Source organism: Glutamicibacter arilaitensis Re117, assembly GCF_000197735.1.
GTDB classification, from domain to species: domain Bacteria; phylum Actinomycetota; class Actinomycetes; order Actinomycetales; family Micrococcaceae; genus Glutamicibacter; species Glutamicibacter arilaitensis.
In genome coordinates this window covers 2,317,697-2,339,793 of record NC_014550.1, presented here as the reverse complement: position 1 = coordinate 2,339,793, position 22,097 = coordinate 2,317,697, and the positions used below count along the sequence as shown (strand labels likewise).

26 protein-coding genes are annotated in these 22,097 nt (G+C 57.6%); 11 read left to right on the top strand and 15 right to left on the bottom strand.

Annotation, left to right across the window (positions count from 1 at the left end; translation table 11 throughout):
• Positions 1-31: 31 nt before the first annotated feature.
• Positions 32-1,384 carry a histidinol dehydrogenase gene (gene hisD, locus AARI_RS11215; RefSeq protein WP_013349406.1) on the top strand — a complete coding sequence of 451 codons (1,353 nt, stop codon included), beginning with the start codon at positions 32-34 and terminating at the stop codon, positions 1,382-1,384.
• 84 nt (positions 1,385-1,468) lie between these two features.
• Positions 1,469-1,957 (top strand): transcriptional regulator NrdR, encoded by a 489-nt coding sequence (nrdR, locus tag AARI_RS11210; protein WP_013349405.1) that lies wholly within the window; start codon positions 1,469-1,471, stop codon positions 1,955-1,957.
• Between the two features lie 77 nt (positions 1,958-2,034).
• Here nrdR and map read toward each other — a convergent pair whose 3' ends face one another.
• On the bottom strand, positions 2,035-2,910 hold the full coding sequence (gene map, locus AARI_RS11205; RefSeq protein WP_013349404.1) for a type I methionyl aminopeptidase: 876 nt from the start codon (positions 2,908-2,910) through the stop codon (positions 2,035-2,037).
• A 134-nt stretch (positions 2,911-3,044) separates the two neighbouring features.
• Here map and AARI_RS11200 point away from each other — a divergent pair, with 134 nt between their 5' ends.
• Positions 3,045-3,239, top strand: a complete 195-nt coding sequence (locus AARI_RS11200; RefSeq protein ID WP_013349403.1) for a hypothetical protein — start codon at positions 3,045-3,047, stop codon at positions 3,237-3,239.
• A 109-nt stretch (positions 3,240-3,348) separates the two neighbouring features.
• On the opposite strand, the gene panB is transcribed toward AARI_RS11200, so the two are convergent.
• A complete protein-coding gene (gene panB / locus AARI_RS11195) occupies positions 3,349-4,185 on the bottom strand; it encodes a 3-methyl-2-oxobutanoate hydroxymethyltransferase (RefSeq protein WP_013349402.1) in 837 nt (278 codons plus the stop codon).
• A gap of 136 nt (positions 4,186-4,321) precedes the next feature.
• Between panB and glnA (AARI_RS11190) the strand changes: the two genes are divergently transcribed.
• The 4 genes from glnA (AARI_RS11190) (at position 4,322) to AARI_RS11175 (ending at position 9,809) form a co-directional block, all read left to right on the top strand.
• Complete coding sequence (glnA, locus tag AARI_RS11190) at positions 4,322-5,662, top strand: type I glutamate--ammonia ligase (RefSeq protein WP_013349401.1); 1,341 nt, start codon at positions 4,322-4,324, stop codon at positions 5,660-5,662.
• Between the two features lie 52 nt (positions 5,663-5,714).
• Positions 5,715-8,741 carry a bifunctional [glutamine synthetase] adenylyltransferase/[glutamine synthetase]-adenylyl-L-tyrosine phosphorylase gene (locus AARI_RS11185; protein WP_013349400.1) on the top strand — a complete coding sequence of 1,009 codons (3,027 nt, stop codon included), beginning with the start codon at positions 5,715-5,717 and terminating at the stop codon, positions 8,739-8,741.
• 8 nt (positions 8,742-8,749) lie between these two features.
• Positions 8,750-9,232 (top strand): DUF1990 family protein, encoded by a 483-nt coding sequence (locus AARI_RS11180; RefSeq protein WP_013349399.1) that lies wholly within the window; start codon positions 8,750-8,752, stop codon positions 9,230-9,232.
• A 106-nt stretch (positions 9,233-9,338) separates the two neighbouring features.
• The gene (locus AARI_RS11175) at positions 9,339-9,809 is read left to right on the top strand and encodes a nucleoside deaminase (protein WP_013349398.1); all 471 of its coding nucleotides are present in this window, start codon (positions 9,339-9,341) and stop codon (positions 9,807-9,809) included.
• Positions 9,810-10,117: 308 nt separating this feature from the next.
• Here the strand turns inward: AARI_RS11175 and AARI_RS19690 are convergent, their stop codons facing one another.
• Positions 10,118-10,276, bottom strand: coding sequence for a hypothetical protein (locus tag AARI_RS19690; protein ID WP_013349397.1), 159 nt, complete (start codon positions 10,274-10,276; stop codon positions 10,118-10,120).
• An 840-nt stretch (positions 10,277-11,116) separates the two neighbouring features.
• Here AARI_RS19690 and AARI_RS11160 point away from each other — a divergent pair.
• Together AARI_RS11160 and AARI_RS11150 are read left to right on the top strand one after the other, a co-directional pair.
• On the top strand, positions 11,117-11,578 hold the full coding sequence (locus AARI_RS11160; protein WP_157867137.1) for a hypothetical protein: 462 nt from the start codon (positions 11,117-11,119) through the stop codon (positions 11,576-11,578).
• 720 nt (positions 11,579-12,298) lie between these two features.
• Positions 12,299-12,898, top strand: a complete 600-nt coding sequence (locus AARI_RS11150; protein WP_013349392.1) for a YajG family lipoprotein — start codon at positions 12,299-12,301, stop codon at positions 12,896-12,898.
• Between the two features lie 61 nt (positions 12,899-12,959).
• Here the strand turns inward: AARI_RS11150 and AARI_RS11145 are convergent, their stop codons facing one another.
• The 11 genes from AARI_RS11145 to AARI_RS11095 all read right to left on the bottom strand — a co-directional run bounded on the left by AARI_RS11145 (position 12,960) and on the right by AARI_RS11095 (position 18,958).
• Positions 12,960-13,376: a hypothetical protein gene (locus tag AARI_RS11145; protein ID WP_013349391.1), complete on the bottom strand. Its 417-nt coding sequence runs from the start codon at positions 13,374-13,376 to the stop codon at positions 12,960-12,962.
• A 417-nt stretch (positions 13,377-13,793) separates the two neighbouring features.
• Positions 13,794-15,028, bottom strand: a protein-coding gene (locus tag AARI_RS11140; protein WP_102598714.1) for an IS3-like element ISAar26 family transposase whose coding sequence is annotated in 2 segments (ribosomal slippage) — positions 13,794-14,761 and positions 14,761-15,028 — 1,236 coding nt in all. Because the reading frame shifts where the segments join, the coding sequence is not laid out codon by codon here.
• 54 nt (positions 15,029-15,082) lie between these two features.
• Positions 15,083-16,033, bottom strand: a complete 951-nt coding sequence (locus tag AARI_RS11130) for a hypothetical protein (protein ID WP_013349388.1) — start codon at positions 16,031-16,033, stop codon at positions 15,083-15,085.
• 11 nt (positions 16,034-16,044) lie between these two features.
• The gene (locus tag AARI_RS11125; protein WP_013349387.1) at positions 16,045-16,230 is read right to left on the bottom strand and encodes a hypothetical protein; all 186 of its coding nucleotides are present in this window, start codon (positions 16,228-16,230) and stop codon (positions 16,045-16,047) included.
• A 4-nt stretch (positions 16,231-16,234) separates the two neighbouring features.
• Positions 16,235-16,552 carry a hypothetical protein gene (locus tag AARI_RS11120; RefSeq protein ID WP_013349386.1) on the bottom strand — a complete coding sequence of 106 codons (318 nt, stop codon included), beginning with the start codon at positions 16,550-16,552 and terminating at the stop codon, positions 16,235-16,237.
• On the bottom strand, positions 16,552-16,731 hold the full coding sequence (locus tag AARI_RS11115) for a hypothetical protein (RefSeq protein WP_013349385.1): 180 nt from the start codon (positions 16,729-16,731) through the stop codon (positions 16,552-16,554). Before AARI_RS11115 ends, AARI_RS11120 begins: the two co-directional genes overlap by 1 nt.
• 5 nt (positions 16,732-16,736) lie before the next feature.
• Positions 16,737-16,877, bottom strand: a complete 141-nt coding sequence (locus AARI_RS19685; protein ID WP_013349384.1) for a hypothetical protein — start codon at positions 16,875-16,877, stop codon at positions 16,737-16,739.
• Positions 16,874-17,773: a hypothetical protein gene (locus tag AARI_RS11110; protein WP_013349383.1), complete on the bottom strand. Its 900-nt coding sequence runs from the start codon at positions 17,771-17,773 to the stop codon at positions 16,874-16,876. The genes AARI_RS19685 and AARI_RS11110 overlap by 4 nt, the downstream gene beginning before the upstream one ends.
• Positions 17,774-17,817: 44 nt before the next feature.
• Complete coding sequence (locus AARI_RS11105) at positions 17,818-18,045, bottom strand: hypothetical protein (protein WP_041648843.1); 228 nt, start codon at positions 18,043-18,045, stop codon at positions 17,818-17,820.
• 98 nt (positions 18,046-18,143) lie between these two features.
• Entirely contained in the window at positions 18,144-18,761 is a 618-nt protein-coding gene (locus AARI_RS11100; protein ID WP_013349380.1) for a hypothetical protein, read from the bottom strand.
• On the bottom strand, positions 18,761-18,958 hold the full coding sequence (locus tag AARI_RS11095; protein WP_041648841.1) for a helix-turn-helix transcriptional regulator: 198 nt from the start codon (positions 18,956-18,958) through the stop codon (positions 18,761-18,763). The genes AARI_RS11100 and AARI_RS11095 overlap by 1 nt, the downstream gene beginning before the upstream one ends.
• 98 nt (positions 18,959-19,056) lie before the next feature.
• On the opposite strand from AARI_RS11095, the gene AARI_RS11090 reads away from it, so the two are divergent.
• The gene (locus AARI_RS11090) at positions 19,057-19,503 is read left to right on the top strand and encodes a helix-turn-helix domain-containing protein (RefSeq protein WP_013349379.1); all 447 of its coding nucleotides are present in this window, start codon (positions 19,057-19,059) and stop codon (positions 19,501-19,503) included.
• Positions 19,500-20,615 (top strand): site-specific integrase, encoded by a 1,116-nt coding sequence (locus AARI_RS11085; RefSeq protein WP_013349378.1) that lies wholly within the window; start codon positions 19,500-19,502, stop codon positions 20,613-20,615. Before AARI_RS11090 ends, AARI_RS11085 begins: the two co-directional genes overlap by 4 nt.
• Before the next feature lie 14 nt (positions 20,616-20,629).
• Here AARI_RS11085 and glnA (AARI_RS11080) read toward each other — a convergent pair whose 3' ends face one another.
• Positions 20,630-22,054, bottom strand: a complete 1,425-nt coding sequence (gene glnA / locus AARI_RS11080; protein ID WP_013349377.1) for a type I glutamate--ammonia ligase — start codon at positions 22,052-22,054, stop codon at positions 20,630-20,632.
• Positions 22,055-22,097 lie beyond the last annotated feature (43 nt).

Genomic DNA, 22,097 nt, shown 5'->3' with positions numbered 1-22,097 from the left:
CTTCTCCGGTCATCGGCGTTAAACTAGGTGGGTGAGCACTATTCCAGAAATTGAATTCGCAGAACTCGCCACCTTAGATTGGCGCAACGAATCGCTGAGCTACGCACAGCTCAAAGCAAAACTGCCGCGTCCGGAGATGAACTCCCAGACCGCTGCCGAAACGGTGCAGCAGATCATCGATGATGTCCGTGCCCATGGCATGGAAACGCTCAAGGATCTCGCCGCGCGCTTCGACCACGTGCAGCTGGAGCATACCCGTGTGCCACAACATGAGCTGGACCGCGCCCTGGAAGAACTCGATCCGAAGGTTCGCCAGGCGCTGGAAGAATCCATCGACCGCGCCCGCGTCTTCGCCAAGGCCCAGCGCCCACAAGATGCTGAAGCCAGCTACGCCGCCGGCGCCACGGTCACCCAGCGCTGGGTTCCGGTCCGCCGTGTCGGCCTTTACGTACCTGGCGGCCTAGCCGTCTATCCATCTTCGGTGATCATGAACACCGTCCCGGCCCAAGCAGCCGGTGTCAGCTCGCTAGCACTAGCCAGCCCGCCGCAGAAGGAATTCGGCGGACTGCCGCACCCCACTATCCTGGCCGCTGCCAAGCTGCTGGGCATCGAAGAGGTGCACGCCATGGGCGGCGCCCAGGCTGTAGCCGCATTCGCCTACGGCGTGGATATGCCCAATGACGAACGTGGCGGCATTGAACCGGTCGATGTGATTTCCGGTCCGGGCAACATCTTCGTGGCCACCGCCAAGCGCCTGGTCAAAGGCGTGGTGGGCATCGACGCTGAAGCCGGTCCAACCGAAATCGCGATCCTTGCTGATGCCTCGGCTGTGCCGGGCTTTGTTGCCGCCGACATGATTTCGCAGGCCGAGCACGACGCCAATGCGGCAGCGGTGCTTGTTACTGATTCTGCAGAGCTTGCCGCAAGCGTGCGCACGGAACTGGTGGCGCAGGTAGCGGCTACCAAGCACTCGGCCCGCGTCAAGGAAGCCCTGTCCGGTGCTCAGTCGGCGATCATCTTGGTCAAGGATCTGGACCAGGGGATCGAAGTGTGCAACGCCTACGCCGCTGAGCACCTGGAGATCATGGTTGACCAGGCAGAGGCCGCCGCGGCGCGGATCACCGCTGCTGGAGCCATATTCGTAGGTTCCTACGCGCCGGTGTCCTTGGGCGATTACTGTGCAGGATCCAACCACGTGCTGCCAACCAGCGGTACCGCACTGCACGCCTCGGGCTTGAATGTGAATACGTTCTTGAAGGCCATCCAGGTCATCAATTACGACAAGGCCGCCTTGGGTGAGGTTGCCGCTCACGTCATTAATCTTGCCAATGCCGAGGACCTGCCAGCCCACGGTGACGCGGTCGCGGTGCGAAAAGCGCATTAGACGCTAAACTGTTAGGTGACATGAGTTGATTCTTGTCACCGATGGTGAAATGAGAATGCTTCTTAGGCTACAGATGGAGGTGCCGTGAACTGCCCGTATTGCCGCAATGCTGATTCCCGAGTGGTTGATTCCCGAGTGGCCGACGATGGCGTCTCGATCCGCCGTCGACGCCAGTGCACCGCCTGCTCGCGCCGATTTACGACCACCGAAACTGCCAGCCTCAACGTGCTCAAGCAGTCCGGTGCCGTGGAACCGTTCTCACGCAATAAGGTCATCAACGGCGTACGCAAGGCCTGCCAGGGCCGCCCGGTCACCGATCACGACCTGGCTATCTTGGCCCAGGAAGTCGAAGAAGCCGTGCGCACCTCAGGTGCAGCTGAAATTCCAGCGCACCAGGTTGGCCTGGCCATCTTGGAACCGCTTTCGCGACTGGACGAAGTGGCCTACCTGCGCTTTGCCAGTGTCTATCACAACTTCCAGTCTTTGACTGATTTTGAGACGGCCATTGCCCGCCTGCGCGATCGCCGAGGTAGAACCCCGCAGGGAACCCAACGTCCGCTAACCGCCGACTAGCAGTCCCGGCAACCAAAGCAAATGCCCAAAACCTGAAGAGGTTTGGGCATTTGCATCTAACGATTTTGCAGCAGCGGCTAGGGCAGGGTGAGAATTTCTGCGCCGTTGTCGGTGACCAGCAAGGTGTGCTCGAACTGCGCGGTGCGCTTCTTGTCCTTGGTGGTCACAGTCCAGTCGTCGTCCCACATGTCCCACTCGATGGTGCCCAGGGTGAGCATTGGCTCGATGGTGAAGACCATGCCCGGCTCGATCAGGGTGTTGTAGCCAGGAGCCGCATCGTAGTGCGGAATGATCAGGCCCGAGTGGAACGCTTCGCCCACGCCGTGGCCGGTGAAGTCGCGAACCACGCCGTAGCCGAAGCGCTTGGCGTAGGTTTCGATGCTGCGGCCAATCACGTTGATTTCGCGTCCTGGCATAACGGCCTTGATGGCGCGCTTGAGCGAATTCTCGGTGCGTTCCACGAGCAGACGGGACTCTTCATCTACGTCGCCGACCAAGAAGGTGGCGTTGTTATCGCCATGGACGCCGCCGATGTAGGCGGTGATGTCGATGTTGATGATGTCCCCGTCTTCCAGCACCGTGGTGTCGGGGATGCCGTGGCAAATGACCTCGTTCAGCGAGGAGCACAGCGACTTGGGGAATCCGCGGTAGCCCAGGGTCGACGGGTAGGCGTTGTGGTCCATCAGGAACTCGTGGCCGATGCGGTCCAGCTCATTGGTGGTGATTCCGGGTTGGCAGGCCTTGCCGACTTCCTGCAGCGCCTGAGCGGCAATTTTCGAAGCTATGCGGATGCGTTCGATGACTTCCGGGCTTTTGATTTCCGAAGCAGTGTTGGTTGCCGGTTCTTTCTTGCCAACATACTCGGGACGTTCAATATGTTTCGGTACCGGAAGTTCCGGGGATACCGTTCCGGCGGTGAGATTTCCAATAGGTGCAGTCGTTGCAGTAGCCATATTTTTATTCTAGCTTCACGCTACCGCCACTTTGCTCAGAGCTGGCTAAGAGCGCAGGTGGTGTTCCACCTATTTTTCTTCGGTTGGGATACCGTGGAAAGCAACAGCACAATCAGCGACAGAAGGAGTTTCCCATGAGCTCAGTAGGCACCCCGGGCGAGGGACAGTACTGGTACAACGTCTCCACCAAGACCGTGGAGAAAGGCCCGCAGTCCGATTGGTCCCAGTTGCTAGGTCCGTACGACACGGCCGCGGAAGCAGAAACGGCCATGGCCAAGGTGCAGGCGCGCAATGAGGCGTGGGATGAAGCCGAAGAAGACGACGCCTAAGCATTGCCAGCGCCTCTTGGCGCAGCGCAATGAAAAGCACAGTGGTGCGTGACCCAGAAGCTATGCTTCTGGGTCACGCACCACTGTGCGTTCTGGGTTGAACCAGAGGTTATTCCTTGAACTCGTACTCTGCTGACGGGAAGCTGCCGGAAACAACGTCTTGGTGGTACTCGCGCACCGCGTTGCCTACGACCTCACGCAGATCGGCGTATTTTTTCACGAAGCGCGGTGTGCGCCGTCCGCCAAGACCCAGCATGTCCTGCCAAACCAGAACCTGCCCGGTGGTGGAATTTCCGGCACCGATACCGATGGTAGGAACAGCCAACGCGGCATCGATTTCGGCAGCGACCGGGCTTGGAACCATTTCCATCAGGATGCAGAACGCGCCGGCATTCTGCAGGGCCAGGGCGTCTTCCTTCATCTGCTGGACTGCGTCGCCGCGGCCTTGCACTCGGTATCCGCCCAGGGCGTGCTCGGATTGCGGGGTGAAGCCGATATGCCCGATGACTGGAACACCGGCAAGCACCATTGCCTGGACATGTTCTGCGTACTGCGCGGTGCCTTCCATCTTGACCGCGTGGGCATGCCCTTCCTTCATCAGGCGCACCGCAGTGGCCACAGCCTGGGCGGGGGATTGCTCGTAGCTGCCGAAAGGCAGGTCCGCGACGACCATGGCACGCTTGGCGCCATTGGCCACAGCCTTGGTGAAAGTGATCATCTCATCGAGGGTGATCGGCAAGGTGGACTCGTAACCGAGCACGGTGTTGGCAGCGGAGTCGCCAACCAACAGCATCTCGATCCCGGCGGAATCAAAAATTTCAGCCATCATTACGTCATAAGCAGTTAACATCGCGAATTTTTCGCCGTTGTCTTTCGCCTGCTGCAAATGATGAAGTCGGATACGGGACGGGCCTTTTTCGGGATTCCCTGGATATGGTTGTGGCATGAGACGACTTTATCGCACTTGGACAGGGCGATGCTGACCGGTGGGACCGTTCTAAACCGATATAGTGTTGCCACAGGTCAATTTTCTTACCGGTTGTGATCAGCACCGGATATTAGAATCCCAAAGGTGGTGGAAAATGGATCGTCAGCAGGAATTTGTACTGCGCACCATTGAAGAACGCGACGTTCGGTTTGTGCGCATGTGGTTTACTGACGTCGTTGGTTCGCTGAAGTCAGTGGCGTTGGCTCCTGCTGAAGTCGAGGACGCTTTCGAAGAAGGTCTGGGCTTTGACGGCTCATCCATTGACGGGCTTTCCCGGATCTCCGAATCTGACATGCTGCTTCAGCCAGATCCTTCCACCTTCCAGATCCTTCCGTGGCGTGGAGAAGTCGAACCGACTTCCCGCATGTTCTGCGACATCCTCACCCCCGAAGGCCAGCCTTCGAATGCCGATCCGCGCCAGGTGCTCAAGCGCCAGCTGACCGAAGCATCGAATATGGGCTTCACCTGCTACACCCATCCGGAGATCGAATTCTATTTGCTGCAAAACGATCAGCTGGACGCCAATGGGCGCCCTCAGCCGATCGACAACGGCGGCTACTTCGATCACGTGCCAGATGGCGTGGGCCAGGACTTCCGCCGGGCCTCGGTGACCACCTTGGAAGCCTTGGGCATTTCGGTGGAGTTCTCCCATCACGAAACCGGTCCGGGACAAAACGAAATAGATCTGCGCTACGCAGATGCGTTGCAGACCGCCGACAACATCATGACCTTCCGTACCGTCATCAAGGAGATGGCGATGCAGAAGGGCATCCATGCAACCTTCATGCCCAAGCCTTTCAGCGATCAGCCAGGCAGCGGCATGCACACGCACTTCTCCTTGTTCGAAGGCGACGCGAATGCGTTCTTCGAAGCCGGGCGTGAATACCAGCTCTCGGACGTGGCCCGCTCATTCATCGCCGGCATCTTGCACCACGCGCCGGAAATGACTGCCATCACCAACCAGTACGTGAACTCCTACAAGCGCCTGTGGGGCGGCGGTGAAGCGCCAAGCCACCGCTCGTGGGGGCACAACAACCGTTCTGCACTGGTACGCGTACCGCTGTACAAGCCGGGCAAGGGCCAGTCCGCCCGCGTGGAATACCGCGGCATCGACTCGGCAGCCAACCCTTACCTGGCCTACGCAGTCCTGCTGGGTGCCGGGCTCAAGGGCATCCGCGAAGGCTACGAACTCGAAGAGCCCACCGAGGATGATGTCTGGAGCCTGTCCACCGCGGAGCGCCGCGCGTCGGGCCACGTTCCGCTGCCGGGCAGCCTGCATGATGCCTTGCGTGCCATGGAAGAGTCAGAGCTGATGGCCGAAATCCTCGGCGAGCAGGTCTTCAACTCCTTCCTGTCGAACAAGCGCACCGAATGGGAAGAATACCGCCAGGTCATCACCCCGTACGAGCTGAACAAATATTTGGGAATCCTCTAGAGACTTCACCGCGTGAAGCTGCGCGGTGACATGTGGGAGAACACGAAACACCATGCCGGAAGTACCCTCACGAGCACTGATCAACGCTGGCTTCAGCGATATCGAACGGGCCAAGAATTTCCTCCAGGCCGAGGAACTGTCCAAGATAGATCCCAACCTGGTCGTGAGCAAGATGGCGCATGCGCCGGACCCGGACCAGGCCTTGCTGCTGGCCTTGAGGCTGGCTGACCGCCATCCCAAAGTCATCGACATCTTCATGGATCCGGACAGCTGCCAAGGCCTGGGCAGGCTCTTGGGCAGCTCTTCTGCGCTCGGTGAGTTCCTCATCCGCTGCCCCGAGGCGCTGGATATTGTCCGCAAGGCACCTTCCGGTGAATTTGTGCAAGTCTCCGCCGAGCAACTGGTACAGGACCTGCTGGCATCCATCGACGCCACGCAAAGCGACGGCGGGCATTGGGTCTCGGCCTATACCGGAGCTGAAGCTCGCCAGCGCTTGCGTACCGCGTACCGCAAAGCCCTGCTCTCCTTGGCGCACCGGGACTTGGGATCCACCCAACCGCAACGCATACTGCCCAAGGTGGCCGCCGAATTAGCCGACATGGCTGGCGCTGCGTTGGAAGGCGCGTTGGCTATTGCCCGGGCAGAAGCAGCCGAGCAGTACGACGCCGAAGACGTTGACCGGGTGAAGATCACCGTGATCGGCATGGGCAAGTGCGGCGCTCGGGAACTGAACTACATCTCCGACGTCGACGTCATTTACGTCCATGACTCTGCCCCGAGCATTGACGAAGACCTGGCGGCGGCTATTGCCACAGTCATCTGCGGCAATACCGCGCGCGCACTGATGGTGCCAGGCCCAGAACCAATGCTCTGGGAAGTCGATGCGAACCTGCGTCCCGAGGGCAAGGACGGGGCCCTGACCCGCACGCTTTCCTCCCATGAGGCGTACTACCGACGGTGGGCGCATTCGTGGGAATTCCAAGCCTTGCTCAAAGCCCGTGCAATCGCCGGCGATAAGGAACTGGGACGCTCCTACGAGCGGATGGTCGCTCCGCTGGTGTGGTCCAGCTCGGAACGCGAAGGGTTTGTCGAATCCGTCCAGGCCATGCGCCGACGGGTCAGCGACAACATCGATAAGCAAGATGTGGCCTGGCAAATTAAACTGGGCCCCGGCGGATTGCGCGATGTCGAATTCACCGTCCAGCTGCTGCAGCTGGTCCACGGCCGCGTTGATCCGGCCATCCAGGTGCCCACCACCACCTTGGCCATTCAAGCGATGAGCGACATCGGCTATATCGGCCGGGATGACGCCACGAATTTTGATGATTCCTATCGTTTCCTGCGCCTGCTGGAACATCGTATCCAGCTGAGCCAATTGCGCCGGACCCATCTGATGCCCCGAGTGGAAAGCGCTCAGCGTGTGCTGGCACGTGCCATTCGCGGAGCCGGCGACCTTCAGTCGAGCAGCCCGGAGAAGCTGATGCGCCGCTGGAACGAAACCAAGCGCATGGTGCGTTCGCTGCACGAGCGTATTTTCTACCGCCCGCTGCTGGTGAGCAGTTCCAACCTTTCAACCGACGACGTGAAGCTCACCGCGGAATCCGCGCAAGCACGACTGCGTGCGTTGGGCTATCTGGACCCGAAGGCCGCGATGCGCCATATCGAGGCGTTGACTGGCGGAGTCTCACGCAGCGCCTCATTGCAACGGCAGCTCTTACCGGTGCTCTTGGACTGGTTTGCCCGTGGAGTGGATCCGGATGCTGGTCTGCTGGGATTCCGGCGACTGAGCGAAGCACTGGGCAAATCGCATTGGTTCCTGGGCATGCTGCGCGATACCAACGCCGCGGCCGAGCGCCTGAGCCATCTGCTGTCCAATACGCGCTTCCTGACCGATCTGCTGGCCAATGAACCTGCTGCGGCCGCCTGGCTGGGCTCTGACGCCTCCTTGGCGCCACAGACATTCGAAAACCTACTGCAGCAGAACACCTCGATCATTCATCGCGCGAAGCAGCCTGAAGCGGCAATCCGGATGATCCGCATGGTGCGCCGCCGTGAGTTCTTGCGCGTGGCATTGGCTGACGGTGCGCGGCTGCTGACCGTGGATGAAGTCGGTGTAGCGCTGTCGAATATCGATGCGGCCATGGTTGACGGGGTGCTCAAGGTCCTTCTGGCTGCCGATCAGGCCAAGCATGGAGAGCACGCGGTCATTGCAGTCATCGCGATGGGCCGGCAAGGTGGCCGGGAGATCGGCTACGGGTCCGATGCCGATGTCCTCTTCGTGCAGCGTCCGGTGCCAGGAGCCACCGCCCAAGCCGCCCAAGAGCAGGCGCTGCGCGTCGTGACAGATCTGGTGTCGTGGACCGCGAAACCGTTGAAGCCGGCAATTCCAGCCGAGGTGAAACTGAAGGTGGACTCGGACCTGCGCCCCGAAGGGCGCCAGGGAATGCTGGTTCGCTCACTTGATGCCTACGCCACGTATTACCAGCGCTGGGTCGAAGTGTGGGAACGCCAAGCCTTGCAACGCGCACGCCCATTTGCCGGCGACGACCAGCTGGCCGGTGAATTCATGGAATTGATCAAGCCGGTGCGCTACGGCAAGGGTTTGGAAGAGACTGAAATCCGAGAGATCCGCAAGATCAAGGCCCGGGTTGAATCCGAACGCCTGCCGCGCGGTGCTGATCCTAATCGGCATTTGAAGCTCGGGCGCGGTTCGCTCTCAGACATCGAATGGCTGGTGCAGTTCTTCCAGCTGCAATACGCCTGGAAGCATGAATCCCTGCGCACCACCTCGACGCTACAGGCCTTGGAAGAGCTGGCCGCCTTGGAATTGATCAGCCAAGAGGATAGCGAACAGCTGGCAGATACATGGCGGCTTGCCACGCAGATCCGCAGCGCGGAAATCATTACCTCCGGCCGCTCCAGCGACGTGCTGCCCAGCTCGGCGCGCGATATGGAAGCCGTTGCCCGTTGGTGCGGCTACGAACCGCACTTCGGCGCGGAATTGGAAGAAGACTACCTGCGCGCCACCCGCCATGCACGCGCCATCTTCGAAGTGCTGTTCTACGGCTTTGAGGATTAGGCAGCAGCATGACCGTTGAAGCGCTGCTGGTGCGCTCCTGGCGTCCGCTGGCTTCCTCGTGCCGGCCGTGGGAGCGCCGAGTGCTCTTGGGTGCGAGCGCACAGCTGTGGAACGAGGCCAGCGCTGCCTTGCTCAATTGGGAAGTGAAGACCCGTAGCGGATTCAAGATCGATCCGCAGGTGCCCGCTGTTGCCGGCCAGCAACCCGTGATCACCATCGGTGCTGGCCTGCTGCGCGTGGTGGAACCGGTGGAAGTCATGGAAGTCGCAGAAGAAGAACACTGGGTGGGCTTTTCCTACCGGACACTGCCAGGGCACCCCGTCCAGGGCGTGGAAGCTTTCATTCTCGAACGCGTAGGGCAGCTGGTTTTCCTGCGTGTCAGGTCGGTGACCGAACCCTCTGATGTTCCGTCCTGGCGGCGAGTCTTCTGGCTGCTGATCGCGGCTCAGTGGGTCACCCGGTGGCGTTACCTGCGGGCACTCAAGCCCTGATCGGCACCCGGGATTCTTCCGCCCATCCCTGCCAGAGTCCATGATGGGAGACTATGGTGGATCGTGTCACCGTTACGCGTAGTACTAGTGCAGGGGAGTTCCTACGATGTTTGACCCGCAGCTGATGCAGGCGGCCATTGATCAATCCCTCTTGGCCTTGGAAGCTGATGACAGCGGACCATTCGGTGCCGTGGTTGTTCTGGAGGGCAAGGTCATTTCCGCCGCCTGTAACTCGGTGGTCGGTTCGATGGATCCCACGGCGCATGCGGAGATCAATGCCATCCGTGCCGCAGGACAGGTGTTGGGCAGTTTTGACCTGTCCGAGTGCGAGCTGTACACCAGTTGCGAACCGTGTCCCATGTGCTTGGGAGCCATCTATTGGTCCCGCTTCAAGCACGTCTACTTCGCCAATAATCGTGAAGAAGCCGCCGCCATCGGTTTCGATGATGATTTCATTTACAACGAGCTCGAGCTTCCAATGAGCGCGCGGAAAATACCTTTTACCCGAGTTGAGGATTCCGGTGCGATTCGCGCCTTCGAACTTTGGGAAGCGAAGGACGACAAGCAGGAATATTAGCCGTTGCTTAGGGGACCGAGCGCCTACTGCGGCCTTGGTTGCCCGTGCCTCGCTGGCTGAAATAGAAAAGTCCGCACAAGCTTGCCAAGAACAATGTTCTGGCAGCTTGTGCGGACTTTCTGCGTACTACGCGGAAACTTCTCCCGCTAGCTGATTAACAACCGTAGTAGAGCTCGTTCTAAAAGACGCTGAATGACGATTGTTGAAGTGTGCCAGTTTCCGCGAGATTCCGGGATTTTTGTTGTTGGCTGGCAATGGTCAAAAACGACCGAAAACTAACTTTTTGCGGACTGTCTGCGGACTGATAACTATTTGCCTTCGAGCTGGTCATGAATCTTTTGCAGGACTTCGATTTGATACCGAATACGAGACTTGTTCACCTCAGCGAGTGCCGTTCGGCTGCGTGCGAAGCGGTCGTCATTGACGAGGCGTTCCAGGCGCTCGACGTTGCTCTGGGAATTCGTCACGGCGTTCCTGAATAAATTGGACAGGGGAGCGCGTGGCCGCTTAGGTTCATCCGGGGAGTTTCGCACGCGGTGCGCCCGTGTCCGGCATTGTCCTGAGCAATAGCGAGCATCGGAGCGCTTGGCCGCGAATGTCTTGCCGCAAGTGTTACAAGTGACTTCCATGTAACAGATAATGGCATAGATCAGTAAGCGTTACAAGTGAGTCACTTGTAACGCTTAGTGCAATGCTCAAATAAGTGTTACGGGTGAATAATCAGTAACGGATAATGCGAGGTGTCCGGTGTGTCCGATACAGTCACAATAGTTGCCCCGGCTTGCTTCCTTCCTGCCGGGCAACCGGAACCGTTGAGAGGTCTACATGAAAGAAACAGTATTAGCCCTAGTGTTCATGGCGGCTTGCGCGGTCGCGTTCTTCATCCCTAAACCGTGGTGGGTATCGTTCCCTCTAGGTGTCATAGCCCTTGCCGTGGGCGCTACACTCCTTGTTCGGGCGTTGAAAGCGAAGCGCGCATGACCATTCGGTATCTGTCATTGAATCGCGTTGCTCAGCGTTTCGGCATTTCTCCGCATACCGCTAAGAAATATGCGGACGAAGGGCGGTTGCCCGTGCATGACGCGGAAATTGGCGACGCGCCCCGCAATACGCGGGGCTGGTTGCCCGAAACCATCGACACCTGGAACGCTACCCGCCCAGGTCACGGCGGGCGACCGAGGAAAACTAGTTCATAATGTCGCGGATTATCGTTAGACTCGTAGCAACCATCACTTGGAGGAATTGTGTCGCGCTCAACTAAGCGAATCCTAGGGAACATCTCCGTGCTAGTCGTCCTAGTGGCGCTCGTGGCCGTTCTCGTCGTTTCAGCGACAAGCCCGTCACTGTTGAAGAATGACGCGAAGCTGACCGCCGAAGCCAATGCTGGTACGCCGATTGTTCAGGCGATTGCCAAACCTAAGCCGTCGCCCACGCCAAACAAGATCGTTGATCCTGCGCAAGAATGGGCAGACGACATGATAAATCTGCTATTGAACGGCAATTCAAAATCTACGTTCGATGAGTTCAACCCAGAGCTTGCCCACCATTACATCAAGTCGTGGAGCCAGCCAACACAGGGTGTTCTAGCGATCACAGTCAAGGATCAAAGTTGGACTGATTGCGACCTTGAATTACTCGGTGCGAATGTTCTCGACACTGCCGGTTGGGATAATCCGGTTCTGAAATTGGTGGAGGTTTCAGTTGGCGATTCTACGACTCGCGCCGTAGATCGAAACAACAAGTCCGCAATCCATGCTAGTTGCGCGTGACTGAACTTAAATGCAGAAAGCGCCCCACCTCGCAATGAGGATGGGGCCGAGGTGTACCGCATACTTTTCTGATAAATTCGTACGCTCAGCTTGCACTTTGCAGATTGAGCGTATAGAATTAATATCAGAAAGGAGGTACAGGGTGGATCAAATTGGAGCACTCCTAGCAGGACTAGGAATCTTCCTCGGAGGCCTTGCGAGACTGATATCAGCAACCAAGTCCAAGAAGAAGAAAAAGTAAAGGTGAACCCCGGCTGTCCAAACTAGCCGGGGGTCACCCTCCAATCCACTTTGACACATTATGGATAAAACTGGAATCGCGCTTATCGCGATAGCAATCATCGTGTTCTTCTTGCCGGTAGAACCGCTAGTGAAGCTCATGCTGGGAATCGGCGCTCTCATCATTGGCGCTACGGTGCTCATTCGGGCGGTGAAAACAAAGAAATGACTATCCGTTACCTATCACTCAACGGTGTGGCAACGCATCTAGGCATTTCACCACACACTGCGAAGAAATATGCCGACGATGGCCGCCTCCCTGAACCTGATGCGGAAATTGGCGACCCACCCCGCAACATTCGTGGCTGGCTTCCAGAAACTATCGACGCTTGGAACGATTCACGCCCTGGGCACGGCGGGCGACCAAAGAAGTCTGACTCGTAAAGCCAGTTGTCCGCCATTGCCCGTAGACTATTTTTAGACCTTTTGGAGGAAAGCCAATTGAAAACGAAACTTGCTGCCCTTGCTGTAATCGCTTCTCTCGCCCTCGCGGGTTGCTCTGCGGGCAATCAGTCCGCCGATGCCACGCCAAGCCCCACAGCAGCTTCCAGCGCCCAGGCAGTAGCCAGCCCTACGCCTTCGGTGAGCGTCAATTCCGTGGCACTCTCGGCTGCTGATATTGCTAAGAAAAAGCAGGAAGCAATCGATTCGGGCCGCCCAGAATCGGATTGGGATATAAACTGCATCGCATGGGAATGGCCTGAAGCTGATTCTAAAGGTCAAAAATGGGCTAATGATATTGGGATAGAGTGGCTCGAATCCCATGGCGCTAAGTGCCCCGATCAAATCCCATACCCTTACTACTATGTCGATTCGTTCGCTAATGGTACAGACGGTGAACTGGTAATCATCATGGATAATGCCTCGTATGAGAACCCGGAAGTGCTCGCCATGTTAATCATGGATGAACTAGCCGAGGATCATCCCGAGCTTGACAAGATCACGGCTCACACGCGAGACGAAAGGTTCACAGGTACTTACACACGCGCTGATTACGACAGGTCAATTGCCGTCGAAAACGGAACATACATTTATCCCTAAATTTGAGCAACAAAAAATCGCCCCGCCGAATTCGCAATGAACCCGGCGGGGCGATTTTAGATTATCGGCGATTAGTGTTCAAGAACCGCTGCATCTGTGCAACGAACTGCGTAGATGCATCCCCGCCGTGTGGGTATGGATTCGGGTAGACCTTGCCGACCGTCTTGTTAGTGGCGTTAACGGCCCATAGGTAATCCTGAAGGCCGTCTCGGAATGCCTCCCAGGTCATGCTGCCCGCGTTTCCATCAAGTCGGCCTGTGTAGTAGGCGTGCTTGTCGGTATTCGGGTAACCCGTAAAGTATCCTGCCGCGTCATACTTGAGCCACTTCTGCAGCGCAAGCTGGGAATGATAGCCAAAACTTCCATCACATTCGCGGGTGTACCAGCCATGGTCTGCGAGCAAGTGCTGCAACGCGGCCTTCGTTTTCGAGCCGTAATTTCCGTCAAGCAAAAGGTTGTACCAAAGGATAGTAGCCATTTCAGAGGCTCCATTTCTGCCCATTTTTGGGCGTAAAAGAGCCCGCGCCGGTTGACGCGGGCTATGGATGAAACTTTCAGCCTGTTAAATCAGATCGAAAGTTGTTAAACTGGGATTACGTTCTGCTCCCTGTATCGGGTGTTTGAATCCCCGGCGTTATGGGTTAGCGCCGGGGATTCTTTTTGTCGCGAGAAGTCTGCAGCGGTGAGCGCGTCGACATAGTGTCCGGCGTGTCGGCTAGAGTCTGAAGCGTTGCCCCGGCTTGGTTCCGACTTGCCGGGTCACTGAGGGGAACTGAGCTAATTGTTGTAGCTCGGTTCCCCTTACCGTCGAGGCCGTGAGACACGCGAGGCTCGTCAACTGAGGAATTTTCCTCAGTTGTGAGGTTCCCCGCAACTAGTGGACACGTGATCTAGCTCATGCTGCTAGCGTTAGCACGGTCCTATGCTGTTCAACGCGTTCCTGCTGACCGCGAAGCTTCTGCTCAAACTCCACCGGAGGAACCATCCCCAGACTTGAATGCAACCGGCGGCGGTTATAGAAATCCTCGATCCACCAAGCCACCTTCTGCTTGGCGTCCGCCCGGGTAGCCCACCGGTACCGGTCATAGAACTCGGTCTTCAGCGTCGACCAGAATGACTCGCTCATGGCGTTATCCCAGCACACGCCCGTGCGCCCCACGGACTGCAGCAGATCCAGCTCAACAGCCACCTCATGCAGCTGGGCGGAAGTGAACTGCGAGCCGCGGTCCGCGTGGAACACCACCTGACCCGGAATCTTCCCCCGCAGGGTCCTGGCCATGCGCAGGGCCCTTTCCACCAAATCGGTATTCTGCACGCTGTCCAGCGACCAGCCCAGCACCCGGCGGGAGCAGCCATCACGCACAGCGCACAAGTACAGCCAGCCCTCATTGGTACGCAGGTAGGTGATGTCGCTGATCCAGACCTTGTCCAAGGCGCCCTGGTCCCATTGGCGGTGCACGCGATCGGGCAGGTGGTAGGTGTCAACGCCTTGGATCGTGGTCACGGGGGTGAACCTCCTGGGGCTGATCCCTTCGATGCCTTGGCGCAGCATCGAGGCAGCCACGGTCTTGGGATCCGCTGGTGATCCTTCGCGGGCCAGCTGGGCGGCCACCCGAGGGGCTCCGTAGGTCTGGTGGGAGTCGTTGAAGACCTTCGCGACCTTCGCATCTCGCTCCCGTTGCGCGGCAGCCCTTGCGGATGGGCCAGCGGTTTGGCGTTGCTTCCAGGCGTAGTACCCGGATTTCGAGACGTGAAGCAAGGCCGCCATGCGGGTCAAGGCGAACTCATCCTTCAACGCGTGCATCAGTTCGAACCGTTCGACCGATGTTGCTTCGACGCGAAGAAGGAGGCCGCTTTTCCCAGGAAGCGGTTGTCTTCCCGCAGCTCGAAGACTTCCTTGCGCAAGCGTTTGAGTTCTTCGCGTTCGGACTCGTCCAGCGCTCCGGTCGGCTCGCCGTCCAGGCCTCGGCGGGATCGTTCCTTCTTCACCCAGGTGCCCAGTGTCTGCTCGCCGAGGTTCAGTTCCTTGGCGACTGCGCTGATGCTGCGTCCGGTGTCGATGACCAGGCCGGCTGCTTCCCGGCGGTATTCCTCGGTGAAGGACCTGCGTTGCTTTTTCATATTGCTCATTAATGACATCCTCTCAAATACGGGATCGGCTGATCCCGCTTGTTCGGGTGTCCACTAATTCAGGCTAACCCCAGTTTCGGCCTCTGCATTGAGTTCGGCTAGGGCTTCAGCTTCGGCCTTGCGGTATTCGCTGAACTCTTCGCCGTTGGTTGCCTTGTGCCATTCGTTGGCAGTTGGGAACCATAGCGAATGGCCCTGGTCCAGGATTTGTACCCACCATTGCAGGTTGTCGGTGGCAAAGTTGCCTTTGAAGCCGGGCAAGGTCATGTATGCGGCTTCGTCTGTGAAGGCTTCGGGGGTGTAGAGCAGTGCGCGGAGCTGGCAAGCATCATGCAGTTTGTTGGCAATGTGCGCGTTGGCTTCGATTAGCGCGGCGTGTGTGAAGTCCTTTGCGTTCACTGCAGCGTCTAGGCTCCACTGTTTGCCTGGGTGCTTGTCGAGCAATGAAGCAAGATCGGCCAGGGCGGGGAAGAAGAGCTTTTTTCCGATTTGGCGGGTGATGTTGTCGGCGTTGCTGTTGAGTGCCTGGAGGTAGTTTGCGCGGGCAAGCGCCTCGACGCGTTGTTCTAGACCTACGGTGGTCTGGCTCCAGATGACGTGTTGCAATAGGTGCTCTTGCGGGTCTTCTCCCTTGAGGACTGCCTGGGCGGCGTTGTCGAGGTACTGACCGTTGCTTTCGGGGTTAAGTGCGTTGACGCGCTGCTTTGCTGCGATGACCGTTGACGCGAGCCCGTTGAGCAATTCTTGCGGGGCGTCCAGGTTGTGATTCTTCAGCATCCGCGTGATGCTCCGAAGAGTCTGGGGCAACTTGTAGGTGCTGCCAGTGCTTGGGTTGGTATGGCTATTTTCGGTGAGTGCGTAGCGGTTCATTGGGTGTGCTTTCTCGATTGCGGGGGTTACGGTCGGCGCTTCGGTGGTTTCAGTGCTCTTGCCTGTGAAGTCTGGGTTAGTCATGGTTTCCTTGGTGCTGTTGGTGGCTGGACGGCTGAAATCTGGGTTGGTCATTTGTTGGCCTTTCAAAAGGTGTGACGGCTGGTTTCAGCTCGGGCGCTGAAGTAGGGGCTGGGCGTGCGGGACATGCGCTGGGCAACTGACACCATTTGGTCAGGGGTTAGCCCTTCGAGCAGTTCGGTGTCCTTTTCATCGAGGCCGTAGGTATCGGCAATTTCGTATTGGGAGTCTTCTAAGCTTTCTTCGCTCATTGGGTTATTCGCTTTCTGCTGGTGTTGTTTCTAGGGGTGGTTCTTCGGTTCCATCGGCTGCTGTGAGTCGTGGACTGTGCAAGCTGGGTTTGCGCTGAGCTTTTCGCCTTCGGGCTTCGGTTCGGATTACTTCGGCTGGGCTTGGCAGTCGTTCGGCTGCGTCTACAAGCTGATCGGCCAGGGAGAAGCATTCAGCGGGGGTGAGATGTGCAGCGATGCCGGAGAAGCCGAAGAGCACAATTCCGTTGATCCGCTCGCCGCCTCGGGTGTTCCATACGTCCGGATAAATGCGGGAGATGTACGGGCGAAAGTCAGGTTGCATTAGTTGCCTTCCTCAGAGCATTCGTGTTCGAGCATCCGCCGTTCTGCGGAGATTGCTCGCCCAGCCCAGTAGCGCGCTTGCTGCTCCCAGTGCTTGGCGCGTTCCCACAAGACGGCTGCTTGCGTGGGCTCCGGCCAGTGCTCGGATTGCAAAGTCTTATCGGTGTAGACGTAGGCCATGGCGGCTAATCCTCCTGCTCTAGATGGTCGGCAAGACAAGAAATTTCTGTATGGATAGCGTTTGATCGAACGCCTTGGGCGATGTGGTCACCGGCCCGGCGAAGCAACTTGATAACCGCTTCGCGGTCGTATGGGTCAATGGTCATGCTGCTTTTCCTTTGCGGTGTTGTGCGAGGCTTGCGGCTTCAATGACTCGCTGGGTGAGTGAAAGATCAGGATTTGAATCTTCGACGGCGGCGAGCAACTTAGCGCCGTGGTCTTCGAGGGTTAGCAGGTGGTCGAGAGCGGCGGCGTATTGGGCTTGGGTGGAGTTTTGAAAATCATCATCATCTTGGGCAGCAGCAAAATTTTCGTCGCTCCTACTTAACGTTGCGCTGGGAGACGCCGCTGATGATTCCCTAATCTGATTCCCTAAAATGGTTCCCTCTTGATTCCTTAGTGTCGGGTTGAACCGACCTGTTTCGACGTTTGAACCGACCTGTTCTGCATTTGAACCGACCTGTTCTGACGTTTGAACCGACCTGTTCTTGTCAGATTCGCTAGAAACACCTCCACTTGAACCGACCTGTTCGCCTGAATTATCAAGTCCACTTGAACCGACCTGTTCAAGCCAAGTTTCGATAGGCCACTGGTCGGAGTAATCCCACGTTCGGGCATTGCGTTCTTCGTAGTAGGTTTCGGCGAGGCCTTCGGGCGCAGTGAGGCGAAACTCTGAGGTCTTACCCCCGCGCCCAAAGTTGGAGCCGTTGCGCACCTTGTGGATAAGTCCAATGTCGTGCAACGTTTGCATTGCATTGATTACTGCATCTTTGCCGACCCCGGCGCGAAGCCCAATAAGCTTGTTGCCCGGCTTGATGTTGCCCCCGGTCTTCAAATCTGCGAACGTGGCCAGCGTGTAGCCGACTACCTTAGCGCTTGAACGTGGCTTGAACTTGCAACGCCCTAGAATGCGCTCCCAGTCGAAGCGCTCCATAGGAACGAGCGGGCCGAGGGGATGATCAGCGTTCAGGCGTTCCGAGCTGATGGTGATTTCCTTAGCCACTTCGCCCCCTCTCTGTTGTGTCGGTAATGATGGTTCCTCGGTGCTTAGTTGTGTCCTGCGGGCGTGAGGCGGTAGAGCGTGAGCGTGGCCCGCAAGCCTGCTACGCGAGCGCGCTCAACTGCCTTCTCTGCCGGTGCCAGCGATAGATAGACGCGGCGGCGATGCCGGGGTGGCACGTGGACGCCCTGAAGCTTGGGCTGGCATTCGACGACGACGGCATAAACACCGTCCATGGTCGGCAACTCGGCGGGCTCAGCGGGGTTAGTAAACAATCGGTGCTCCTGCGGCCAAAGCGATGATCTGGGGAATACTGACCAGGGCGAGGAAAACGCCGGAGTAAAAGACGGTGCGGACGGCGAACTGAATTGTCTTATACATTGTTTGCCCCGCCGTTCGGGATGAAGCCGAGCGAAGCGTAAGCGTTGAACAATGCTTTGACGTCAATTTCAGTGTCGAGAGCGAAGCGAATGAGCTGGTGAACCGTAGTGCGTTCGGATGCTCCCCAATCAATGAGGCGGGCGTGGAGCTCCGACTCGGGGTGTTTAGGTTCTTCGGGCTCTTCCATGGGCTGAGCGTCGCCCTGGTCGGTGTCGGCGTGCTCAATGAAGCGCGGGAGAATGTGTTCGACCTGCGGGCTGATGCGGTAGAAGCCGACATAACCGAATTCATCTTCAGTAGACGCGACGCGGTAAAAGTCGCCAGTTTCGGTATCGCGCACAATGTCGCCGGGCTTGAAGGTAGAGTTAGACATGAAATCACGTTCTTTCTGGGTGTTGGTTTCGTTGGCCGTAGCGGTGACTTTGGCGAGTCCGCTACGGTCTTTTTCTTTGCCGTCGATCGGTTCAACTAGGAACGGGTCAACGTATTCTTTGCCGCCGTTGCCGGTGCGTACTTCGATTTCATCGCCGAAGTATCCGGGACCGGTCACGGTCATTTCAGCGCCGGTAAAGATGTGCTTCACGCGGTCGCCGGGGTTGAGGTCGGCCATTAGCTGGCGTCCTGATCAAATTGGGCATTTACCCAATCAATAACGTCCTGCTCCCGGTACATCACGCGGCCACCGATAAGCGCCGACTTCGGCCCCTTGCCGCCGATCTGGCGGTAGTAGCGAAGCGTGTTTACTGGGATGCCGGTTGCCTTGGCAACTTCGGCCAACGTCATAAGTGAAGCGAATAAGGTGCTCATGATTCCTCCTAAGAATCCGAAAATTATTCTTGGTACGAATAATTATTAATGAGCGTAGCTGAGGTTGTCAACTCCTGAAGAAGAAATATAATGTTCCTATGACGAATAATGATGATGGGCAGCCGGTAGGGAAGCGCCTGGGCGAAGTAATCAAAGACTTGCGGCGTAGTCATGGGCTCACACAAGCCGAACTAGCGGACTTGCTCACGTTCTGGGGCGCGGAGATGCGAACGAATACGGTGACGAAGTTGGAGCTGGGTAATAGGCCTACGACCATTGCGGAGCTTGAAGCGCTTAGTAACGTCCTGAATATTCACCCTGTCGCGCTGATTGAAATGGTGTTTCCGCGAAATAGGAACAAAGTTGATATTGCAGCATTGCGGGCTGAACTGGACGCAACAAATTTGGAGCTCCGGAAGTATCAGGAACGCATTGCGACCAATCAAGCCGAACTCGCTGAAGACCAGCAGCGGGCTAATAAGCTCATGAGTCACTTAGCGGCGCTCACGGTGAAGTTGCAGGATGCGAGCGAGGAAAAGTCGTGACGCGGCAAACTCGCACGCCGGGCACCACGAATGCGCGCCGCCGTAATCCCTCGGCACGGTTCCCTAAAGGTGGCTGGCTCGGAACATATATCGACCCTGAAGGGCGGGAGAAGGCTAAGACGTTCGCCCGCAAGATTGATGCCCAGGCATGGGCTGAAGGTGAAGCGGCCAAGATTCGAAGCGGCGCGTATATCAGCCCCCAGGATGCCGGTACAACCATGCGTGTTTGGTCTGAGCACTGGCTCAAGGGCTACGAAGTGAATCGGCCTGGCTCGGTGAAGCAAGCCAAGACGCATGTAAAGCGGATCAATGCCGCCTTCGGCGACATGCCGCTGAAAGACATTCGGCCTACGGCGGTTAAGAATTGGCTAGCGGCGTTGAAGAATGAGGGCTTAGCTGATTCCACGATTCATGCGCTCTATCGGCGGTTGGCTCACATGCTTTCGGATGCCGTGGAAGACGGCCTACTGGTGCGGACGCCTATTAGCCGTAAGATCGCGCCACCTGCGGGCAAGCAACGCCCCTACGTGGCCACCGAGGCGCAAGTGTGGGCGCTCTATGATGCGATGCCGGACGGCATGAAAAACGTCATCCTATTAGGTGCGTTTGCCGGTCTGCGAGTCTCAGAAATTGCAGCGTTGCGAGTGCAGGACGTGGACGCCCTGCGAGGCTACATTAGCCCGGTTATTCAGTATCCGGGCGTGCCCTTGAAAACTGAAGAATCAAAAAATCATATCCCGATTCCTCGAGAACTTGCGTTCGAGCTGAATAAGAATCCGGCGAAGTGGGGTAGCGAAACTTTCGTGACCCTGGAGAATGGCCGGGCTGCAGCTCCGTACACTATCGAAGCGCGGTTCAGGACTGCCCGCGCTACCGTCGAGGGTTTGCCTGAAAATTTCCGTATCCATGACTTGCGTCATTTCTTCGCGTCATTCTTGATTGCGTCCGGGGAAGATGTGAAGAAGGTGCAAGCGGCCATGCGTCACGCTTCAGCGAAGACAACTCTGGACGTTTACGGTCACTTGATGGAAGACGCAAAAGAGTCCACACGCGCCGCCGTGAGCAATGCTCTGGCAACTCGTGCGGACTCTCTGCGGACTAAACGGGCTTGACCCACGTTATCTAGCTAGCAACCGTAGTAGAGCTCGAACTCGTATGGGTTAGGGCGCAGGCTCAGTGGTCGGATTTCGTATTCACGCTTGTACTCAATCCAAGTCTGGATCAGGTCTTCGGTGAAGACACCGCCTTCGAGCAGGAACTCGTGGTCGGCTTCCAGAGCCTTCAGAGCATCTTCGAGGCTTTCAGGAGCGCGCTGGATATCCTTGGCCTCTTCGGCAGGAAGCTCGTAGAGATCCTTGTCGATTGGCTCTGCTGGTTCGATGCGGTTCTTGATGCCGTCCAGGCCAGCCATCAGCTGAGCTGCGAATGCCAGGTATGGGTTCGAGGAGGCATCTGGAGCGCGGAACTCGATGCGCTTGGCCTTAGGGTTCGAACCGGTGATTGGGATACGGATACCGGCAGAGCGGTTGCCCTGCGAGTAAACCATGTTCACTGGAGCTTCGTAGCCCTTGACCAGGCGGCGGTAGGAGTTCACGGTTGGGTTGGTGAACGCGAGCACTGCATCAGCGTGCTTCAGCAGGCCACCGATGTACCAGCGAGCGGTATCGGACAGGCCAGCGTAGCCTTTTTCGTCGTAGAACAGTGGTTCGCCGTTGGCCCACAGCGACTGGTGCACGTGCATGCCCGAGCCGTTGTCGCCGAAGACTGGCTTCGGCATGAAGGTTGCGGACTTGCCCCATGCATCAGCGACGTTCTTCACGATGTACTTGAAGAGCATCAGTTGATCGGCCGAGTGAACCATGGTGTTGAACTTGTAGTTGATTTCAGCCTGGCCAGCTGCGCCGACCTCGTGGTGGCTGCGCTCAACTTCGAGGCCTGCCTTGTCCAACTCAACGCAGATGGCGTCGCGCAGGTCAGCCTGCTTGTCAGTTGGAGCCACTGGGAAGTAGCCGCCCTTGAATGGGGTCTTGTAACCCTGGTTGCCGCCCTCTTCCTTGCGGCCGGTGTTCCAAGGTGCCTCGTCGGAATCGATCGAGTAGAACGCGCCCTGTGGCTTGGATTCGTAGCGAACGTCTTCGAAGATGAAGAATTCTGCTTCTGGAGCGAAGAACGCGGTATCAGCGATACCGGTGGACTCCAAGTATGCTTCTGCGCGTTCTGCAACACCACGTGGGTCGCGGTGGTATGGCTCACCGGTGCGTGGATTGATGATCGAGAAGTTGAACGCCAGAGTCTTTTCCAGACGGAACGGATCGATGAAACCAGTGGTTACATCTGGGATCAGCTGCATGTCGGAATCAGAGATGCCGGCGAAGCCGCGGATGGAGGAACCATCGAAAAGCTGGCCGTTGACGAAGAAGTCGGCATCCACGGACTTGGCTGGCACGTTGAAGTGCTGCTGTACACCGGGTAGGTCGGTGAAACGGATATCGACGAACTTGATGTCCTCTTCGGCAATATATGCCAAGACTTCTTCTGGACTGGTAAACATGTGCAGGTTACTCCCTGGTGAGATATAAGGTTTGGTAAACGGA

Coding starts and splice junctions, on each gene's coding strand:
- AARI_RS11130 (WP_013349388.1), bottom strand. CDS start 16,033: ATGACCAACCCAGATTTCAGCCGTCCAGCCACCAACAGCACCAAGGAA.
- AARI_RS11100 (WP_013349380.1), bottom strand. CDS start 18,761: ATGGCCGACCTCAACCCCGGCGACCGCGTGAAGCACATCTTTACCGGC.
- AARI_RS11095 (WP_041648841.1), bottom strand. CDS start 18,958: ATGAGCACCTTATTCGCTTCACTTATGACGTTGGCCGAAGTTGCCAAG.
- glnA (WP_013349377.1), bottom strand. CDS start 22,054: ATGTTTACCAGTCCAGAAGAAGTCTTGGCATATATTGCCGAAGAGGAC.
- AARI_RS11090 (WP_013349379.1), top strand. CDS start 19,057: ATGACGAATAATGATGATGGGCAGCCGGTAGGGAAGCGCCTGGGCGAA.
- AARI_RS11120 (WP_013349386.1), bottom strand. CDS start 16,552: ATGCAACCTGACTTTCGCCCGTACATCTCCCGCATTTATCCGGACGTA.
- map (WP_013349404.1), bottom strand. CDS start 2,910: ATGGCTACTGCAACGACTGCACCTATTGGAAATCTCACCGCCGGAACG.
- AARI_RS11125 (WP_013349387.1), bottom strand. CDS start 16,230: ATGAGCGAAGAAAGCTTAGAAGACTCCCAATACGAAATTGCCGATACC.
- AARI_RS11145 (WP_013349391.1), bottom strand. CDS start 13,376: ATGGCTACTATCCTTTGGTACAACCTTTTGCTTGACGGAAATTACGGC.
- AARI_RS19685 (WP_013349384.1), bottom strand. CDS start 16,877: ATGACCATTGACCCATACGACCGCGAAGCGGTTATCAAGTTGCTTCGC.
- AARI_RS11180 (WP_013349399.1), top strand. CDS start 8,750: ATGACCGTTGAAGCGCTGCTGGTGCGCTCCTGGCGTCCGCTGGCTTCC.
- AARI_RS11185 (WP_013349400.1), top strand. CDS start 5,715: ATGCCGGAAGTACCCTCACGAGCACTGATCAACGCTGGCTTCAGCGAT.
- AARI_RS11115 (WP_013349385.1), bottom strand. CDS start 16,731: ATGGCCTACGTCTACACCGATAAGACTTTGCAATCCGAGCACTGGCCG.
- AARI_RS11200 (WP_013349403.1), top strand. CDS start 3,045: ATGAGCTCAGTAGGCACCCCGGGCGAGGGACAGTACTGGTACAACGTC.
- AARI_RS11175 (WP_013349398.1), top strand. CDS start 9,339: ATGTTTGACCCGCAGCTGATGCAGGCGGCCATTGATCAATCCCTCTTG.
- glnA (WP_013349401.1), top strand. CDS start 4,322: ATGGATCGTCAGCAGGAATTTGTACTGCGCACCATTGAAGAACGCGAC.
- panB (WP_013349402.1), bottom strand. CDS start 4,185: ATGCCACAACCATATCCAGGGAATCCCGAAAAAGGCCCGTCCCGTATC.